A 7,193-nucleotide genomic window follows, 5' to 3' on the forward strand; every position below is an offset into this window, starting at 1 on the left:
CCGCCAGCGTTCGTCCTGAGCCAGGATCAAACTCTCCATAAAAATGGTGAGCTGATTAAGCTCTTACGTTTTAAAACATTATTGACGAGATTCCTTGTTAGCAAAGTAACAATTCTTCTCTTTTTTTCGCTTGGCTTTTGTTCAGTTTTCAAAGAACTCGTTAGCGTCGTTTGTTAGCGACTTGATCATCTTATCAAACGATTTAGGACAAGTCAACACATTTTCACAAAAAAATTCACCTTCCACTTCAATCCTATTAGGAAAAGCTAGTCTAAAAGTAACTCCACCTTTATCAATCGGGAAAGTTATCGCTCTTTTTTTGTTAGATATGATAAAACAATTGTCATATTTTCTAAAATTCACGTTATATTTTCTGACGATCATTCGGACTTTTTACCTGCGACATGGTATCTTAGCTTAAAATTCAGAATATTCGCTTTTGGGAGGGGATCAAGTGGAAGAGTTACAAATGCACCTAAACTTCGTTTGGGTCATTCTCGCCAGCATACTTGTTTTAATCATGCAAGCGGGCTTCACTGCACTAGAGGCTGGAATGACCCGGGCAAAAAACTCCATTAATGTAGCGATGAAAAACGTTGTCGATATTATTATCGCAACTATCCTGTTCAGTCTTATCGGCTTTCCTATTATGTTCGGGGAAAGTGCCGGAGGGTTATTTGGAACTGATTCATTCTTTTATAGTGGGATGGAAGAAGATCCATGGAATTGGGCATTTTTATTATTTCAAATTGTATTCGCTGGAACTGCCGCCACAATTGTATCTGGAGCGATAGCAGAGCGCGTCAAGTTTTCAGGCTATGTCATCGGCACTATATTAATCATTCTAATCATTTATCCATTTTTCGGACACTGGGCATGGGGCAGTCTCTGGAAGGAAGGGCAGGAAGGCTGGCTCGAGGGCATCGGCTTTATGGATTTCGCCGGATCGACCGTCGTCCACTCCGTTGGCGCCTGGGTCGCGTTAGCAGCAGCGATTGTCATCGGGCCGCGGATCGGCAAATATACAGAAAATGGAGAAGCCCGCTCCTTTACAGGAAGCAATGCCGTTATGGCGACGCTTGGGGTCTTTCTTCTCTGGTTTGGCTGGTTCGGCTTTAACGCTGGGTCAACGACTTATGCTGACACGAATATCGCCCTGATTGCCTTGAACACACAGCTCGCAGCAGTCGCCGGCGGTTTACTCGCCTTGTCGGTTTCATGGTGGCTTTATCAGCGTCCCCATGTCGAAAGCATTTTAAACGGGATTCTTGGCGGACTTGTCGCGATTACGGCCGGAGTAGATGTCATGTCCCCGTTGAACTCACTCCTGGTCGGAGCAATCGGCGGAGCAATTGTCGTCCTCGCTTCCCATTTTATTGAACGAAAATTAAAAGTAGATGATGCGATCGGCGCGATTGCTGTTCATGGGGTTGCCGGGGCATGGGGCACGCTTGCCATCGGCTTTTTTGGCAAGGCGGAGCTTTTAGCATTAGATAGCCGCCTGCAGCAAATCGGCGTTCAGGGGATCGGGGTAATCACAGCTTTCATTTGGGCTTTCGGTCTCGGCTATATTCTCTACTGGAGTATTAACAAGATTTACCCGCTCCGTGTTAGCCGCGAAGATGAAGAAGCCGGTTTAAATGTGTCCGAACATGGTGAGCGGATTGCGATGGTTGACTCGATTATCGCCATGCAGGAAATCGCTGCGGCGAAAGGGGATTTAACAAAAACATTGCGCGTCGAACCCGGCGAAGACACAGCAGAGCTGCATCACGCCTTTAATACGTTGCTGCTGCGGCTAAATAGCTTGATTGAACAGGTGAAGACGGAATCGAACTTTGTTTTCCACGCTTCAGATCAGCTTATCTCGCTGACCGAGAAGCTCGAGAAAAGTTCGGGACAACAAAAGGATTATATCGGCAAATCGAAGGAGTACTTCACAAAGGCGAAAAACCAGCTGGCGGAGGAGCTCGCGACGGATGAACAGGTCCTGGCCACGATCCAGGAATCCTTCAGTACGATGGAACAGCTCGGCAGTAAGTTTGATGCAATCCAACTGGAAATAAGAGAGATGTCCTCCTCTCTCGCTGATGTAACCGAATCAACTGCCGAAACCCATCAATCCGTTGATCAAATGAGTAATCATATTGAACAAATTTCCCAATTCTCAGGAAAGATCGAAAATATAATTACGACGATTAACTCGATTACCGAAAAAATCAACCTGCTCTCGCTTAACGCGAGAATCGAAGCCGCGCGCGCCGGTGAGCACGGCAAAGGCTTCTCCGTAGTCGCTGATGAGATTCGTAAGCTCGCTGATCAATCGCAGGAAGCAACGACGCAAATCTCAGCGATTTTAAAAGAAAATGCGACGATCATTGACTCGGGGCAAAATCAATTAAAAACATTTATGATGAGTTTCAACTCGTTGTACAAAAGTCTCACCCAGCTGCCGAGCCGCTTCACTTTTATTGATGAAAGCATTCTAACGGTGAATAATGAAACAGCTTCCTTTGTGAAAAAACTCGATAAAATCAGTAAAGAAACCTCTGAAATGGGGCATAACCGACTCCGACAACAGGAGGAGATGGACAGTCTCGTCAAAACGATTGATGATATTTATGCGATTGCCGAAGACACCAGTACCCTGTCGGATGAAATTCGTGACAGCTCGATCAAAATGAAGAAGCAAAGCAATACACTGCGGCAAAGTGTCGATCAATTTAAAACGAATCCAACGTTAACACTTACACAAGGTTAATACAAAAAAAGATCGTCCGAAGGCATAACCTTCCGGACGATCTTTTGCTGGATGCACCCTACTCTGACAAGAAGACAAAGTATGCTAAGAAGACGAAGAATAAGACATACATAATCGGATGAACATCTTTTCCTTTCCCCTTACAAATCATCGTAACAGGGTACAAAATGAACCCAATCGCAATCCCGGTTGCAATGCTGTAAGTTAACGGCATCGTCACGACGGTTAAAAAGGCCGGGACAGCGATCTCAAGCTTCTTCCAGTCAATCAGACCGAGAGAGGACGCCATTAAAATACCAACGATAATTAAAGCCGGCGCCGTCACTTGATCTGTCACCACTGCCAGCAGAGGCGAGAAGAAAAGCGCAACGATGAATAACAGAGCTGTTACCACTGAGGCAAAGCCTGTCCGGCCACCAGCAGCGACACCAGAAGAAGATTCAATATAGGCCGTTGTCGTCGACGTTCCTAAAATCGCACCAATGGATGTCGCGCTTGAATCGGCAAGCAACGCCTTATTGGCCCGCGGAAGCTTATTATCCTTAACAAAACCGGCCTGATTGGCCACGGCATATAATGTTCCGGCTGTATCGAAGAAATCAACAAATAAAAATGTAAGAATGACAATAAGAAGCTGGACGGTAAAGACAGATGACCAGTCAATCGCAAAAGCTTGACCAAAAGTTGGAGCAAGCGAAGGCACAGCGCCAATGATACCGTCAGGCATTTCAATGACACCTGTGATCACCCCGGCAAGCGAAGTGAGAATCATCCCGTAGAAAATGCCGCCTCTCACGCCACGCACCATCAGAATAACCGTAATCACCAAACCGAAAATCGCAAGCAATGTCGTCGGCGCGTGAATGATGCCAAGCTCGACAGCCGTCGCTTCAGAAGGAACGACAATACCGGCATTTTTCAGGCCGATAAAAGCGATGAACAGCCCGATACCAGCCGCTGCTGCATATTTCAATTCAGCCGGAATCGCGTTAATAATTAACTCCCGTACACCAACTAACGTAATGAGAATAAAAATAAGACCAGACATAAAAACGCCGAACAAAGCAACTTGCCAATCAATGCCCATTCCGAGCACGACAGAGTAAGCAAAAAAGGCGTTAAGCCCCATTCCAGGCGCAAGAGCGATTGGGTAGTTCGCCAGCAGACCCATGATCAATGTCCCTAATGCCGCCGCCAGTGCTGTTGCCGTAAAAACAGCGCCAACATCCATGCCTGCATCCCCGAGAATAGACGGATTGACAAACAGGATATAAGCCATCGATAAAAACGTCGTCAAACCAGCGATGATTTCTTTCCGATAGGACGTGCCATTCTCCTTAAAACCAAAATACCGATCCATTTGATAGCCTCCAATTTATGATTTCCTTCCCACAAACAACGAAAAAAGCTTCAGGCCTTCTTTGCCTAAAGCTTTCCTCAAAAAATCCGACATATTCCGTTATTTGTGGAATAGGTTGATTTTTCGTAGTCAAGCTATTTACGGCAGCTTGGTAGAGACTTGCAGGCCATATTCCTGCAGTTATACGAAAATAAAGTAAGAAAAGAGAGAAGCCTCTCTCATTCATCCATAAGAAGTGTAGCAATCAACCTATCCGTTGTCAAGAAAAATCCGAACGTTAAAACGAAAAAATTATTTAATATTCGCCTATTATAATTCTACCTTCACAGTTTCACTTATCGAGTAAATCTTTTTCAGAGACTACTATCCAAATTTTATCGCCTCATCAACAGACCTGTCAATTGGAGGTCACTGAAAAACGTTCTTTTCCGTAAATTTGATAATCCACCCCATGCTCACTTCCAAAAATGCCGAGGTTAGTCCTGAAGAGATCTGTACCAGCCGTCGAGATAATACTCCATTGCGGTTAAGGCATTTTCCTTAAAATTAACCTGAAAACCCTTAAGCCTTTGTCCGGCAATCGCATGGCGCATCACATCCGGCGTATTGGCGATGTTCACATAGCCGACTATGATCGCATTCTGAGCTCCAAGCAAATGAAAAAAGGCCTCTTCATTAAAAAAACTTACTCGTGCTGCCAGAAGCCGCAACACTGGTTCCAAAGCAGTCGACATGGCACGTGTGGCTTTGAGCGCTGTTTCTTCGTCAATATTTTTCTCCAGAATCGTATTCTTAATTGCACATAATCGAATAAAGACAGAATCCAGCTCTAAAATCCCAGCCATCTCGTCGAGAAAAAAAGCTTTAAATTGTTCATAAGTCATATTTTTGATGGGTTCCAGAACGTTTAGAAAATGGCGAAAGCGGCTTTCATATTCCAAAAATAACATTTCCATAAACAGAATTTCTTTCGTTTTGTAGTAATAAAATAATGTTCCATTAGAAATCTTGGCTGCTTTGGCAATATCGCTCATTTTTATCTCTTCGTATTCCACGTTTCGATACATTTCCCGAGCGGTTTCCAGAATCATTCTGGCTTTCTCTGCTTTAGCGCTTTCCGTCATAGCTCTCTTCATTGATTTGATACCTCGATTCATTCCCGATGCTTATTTCAGCTGACTCATTACAAGTCGATCAAAGTTTTTGTCCCCAAGCCATTTTCTTAAAAAAATGACAGGCTTCGCCATCTTCCCAACAGCATATCTGGGTTTAGGACGTCTGGCTGCAATTGCTTTCGAAACCGTCTTCGCCACCAGGTCAGGAGACGAGCCTCCGCCTGCCCCAGAGGAGTTCTGAGCTGCCTTGGCAATAGAATGTGCCATGTTCTTATACGGACCGTTTCCTGATTGTTTCAATAAACGTTCGCTTACCAAATCTCCAAATGCTGTCTCAATCGTTCCAGGCTCGATAATAACCACATCAATACCAAATGGTCTCAGTTCTACTCGTAAGCAATCCGACCAACCTTCCAGCGCATGCTTGCTTGCCGTGTACCAAGCCACCATCGGACCGTACATTTTCCCGGCCACTGAGGAGGTATTAATAATTTTTCCACTTTGCTGTCTTCTCATATATGGTACAACAAGCTGAGTAAGTCTGGAAAGACCGAATAAATTGACATCGAACTGATATTTCGCATCATCAAGGCTTACTTCTTCCATACTTCCAAAAAGGCCAAATCCGGCATTGTTAAACAGCACATCAATTTTCCCTTGTTCGCTGATAATTTTTTCGATACATGCTTGCACGTGTTCCTCTTTCGTTATGTCCAAGGAAAGGATTACAGCTCCTAAGCCTTGAAGTTCCTGCATTTGTTCAACTCGTCTTGCAGCGGCGTACACTGTATGACCTTCTGCCAGAAGCTTTCGGGCTGCCGCCTTACCGATACCGGATGACGCCCCCGTTATTAGAATTACCTTTTTGCTCATACACAGATCCCTCCACTCAGAATACATTAAATCATCAATTGACTAACAGTCATTGACTCTCAATCAATTATAATTGATTGAGAGTCAATTGTAAACACCATTATCACCTTTCATGATGAGTTTTCAGTGTAAATGCTGACTCATGACTACAATCAATAGCAGGCAAAAGGCAAAGAAAATCGAATCGACGAAACCAGAAGCTAACGGTTAATGGGCAGAGTTTACCCTGAGCTTGAATGGCTCTTACTTCTTTGCTGAATCAACATGCGGTTGTTGGCATTCCATTGGCAGTCAGACATTATCAGGCCACTGAAAAACTTCCTTTTTCGTAACTCGAAGAAGAGTAATGGCTCCGTTCATTACGAAAAAGCTGCTGAAAAAGTGAAAATCGTACTTTTTCAGCAGCTTTGTTACTTGCGGCTTTTTATAGAACGGCCTCCGGAAAAACATGTCTCTCTTGCAGGTAGTGAAGTAATTAAATTGGATGAGACCCGCCTATCAAATTTCAGGCGAATAGAGAAATTCATTAACGACGTTATAAATTTCTACATAGATCTCCTTATAATCTTCTTCATCTTCTAAAGGAAAACCTGGCACAAAATAATAGTCAACATTTTTATTTCCATCTAACAAATAGCCAAAGGCAGCGGAATTTTCGATATTGATTTCAACGAAAACAACCGGATATGGTAGATCTTTGAATTCATTATGATACCATTCTTTATAATCTTCAATTTCTAACGCATCTGGTTTACCTTCCACTATAATGAGATGTAATGGACCCTGTTCATGAGAGTTCATATCATGGTAATGAATGTTATCGAATTCTATAAGTTCCGGGTCTCCAATCACCCCTACATTTAAGTAAGGCCCATTGTAAGTCATGTCTGACTCAGAACAACTACTAAGAAAACTTAAATTAATAACCAAAATGTATAACACTATTTTTCTCATATGTTTATAGACCTTTTCTTAGATTCCTTTTATTAATAAATCGGATAGGAGGTTACTCATTAGTTGAGTAGCCGACCTTCCACACCACCGTACGTACCGTTCGGTATACGGCGGTTCCTAAGTTTACACC

At 43.6% G+C, this 7,193-nt stretch carries 5 protein-coding genes and 1 riboswitch; of the genes, 1 reads left to right on the forward strand and 4 read right to left on the reverse strand.

Annotated elements, in window-relative coordinates; translation table 11 throughout:
• Nucleotides 1–454 precede the first annotated feature (454 nt).
• Nucleotides 455–2,761 (forward strand): ammonium transporter, encoded by a 2,307-nt coding sequence (amt, locus tag ABMB67_RS23120; protein WP_354573449.1) that lies wholly within the window; start codon nucleotides 455–457, stop codon nucleotides 2,759–2,761.
• A gap of 58 nt (nucleotides 2,762–2,819) precedes the next feature.
• Here the strand turns inward: amt and ABMB67_RS23125 are convergent, their stop codons facing one another.
• From ABMB67_RS23125 to ABMB67_RS23140, 4 genes are all read right to left on the reverse strand, one after another.
• On the reverse strand, nucleotides 2,820–4,121 hold the full coding sequence (locus ABMB67_RS23125; RefSeq protein WP_251225340.1) for an NCS2 family permease: 1,302 nt from the start codon (nucleotides 4,119–4,121) through the stop codon (nucleotides 2,820–2,822).
• 106 nt (nucleotides 4,122–4,227) lie between these two features.
• Nucleotides 4,228–4,329: riboswitch (purine riboswitch) on the reverse strand.
• Between the two features lie 268 nt (nucleotides 4,330–4,597).
• A complete protein-coding gene (locus tag ABMB67_RS23130; RefSeq protein WP_354573450.1) occupies nucleotides 4,598–5,257 on the reverse strand; it encodes a TetR/AcrR family transcriptional regulator in 660 nt (219 codons plus the stop codon).
• 30 nt (nucleotides 5,258–5,287) lie between these two features.
• Nucleotides 5,288–6,109 (reverse strand): oxidoreductase, encoded by an 822-nt coding sequence (locus ABMB67_RS23135; protein WP_354573451.1) that lies wholly within the window; start codon nucleotides 6,107–6,109, stop codon nucleotides 5,288–5,290.
• A 498-nt stretch (nucleotides 6,110–6,607) separates the two neighbouring features.
• Nucleotides 6,608–7,063: a hypothetical protein gene (locus ABMB67_RS23140; RefSeq protein WP_354573452.1), complete on the reverse strand. Its 456-nt coding sequence runs from the start codon at nucleotides 7,061–7,063 to the stop codon at nucleotides 6,608–6,610.
• Between the last annotated feature and the right edge of the window lie 130 nt (nucleotides 7,064–7,193).

Origin of the sequence: Halalkalibacter oceani (genome assembly GCF_040544555.1) — a bacterium.
Taxonomy (GTDB): domain Bacteria; phylum Bacillota; class Bacilli; order Bacillales; family Bacillaceae_D; genus Halalkalibacter; species Halalkalibacter oceani.

Coding starts and splice junctions, on each gene's coding strand:
- ABMB67_RS23125 (WP_251225340.1), bottom strand. CDS start 4,121: ATGGATCGGTATTTTGGTTTTAAGGAGAATGGCACGTCCTATCGGAAA.
- ABMB67_RS23130 (WP_354573450.1), bottom strand. CDS start 5,257: ATGAAGAGAGCTATGACGGAAAGCGCTAAAGCAGAGAAAGCCAGAATG.
- ABMB67_RS23135 (WP_354573451.1), bottom strand. CDS start 6,109: ATGAGCAAAAAGGTAATTCTAATAACGGGGGCGTCATCCGGTATCGGT.
- ABMB67_RS23140 (WP_354573452.1), bottom strand. CDS start 7,063: ATGAGAAAAATAGTGTTATACATTTTGGTTATTAATTTAAGTTTTCTT.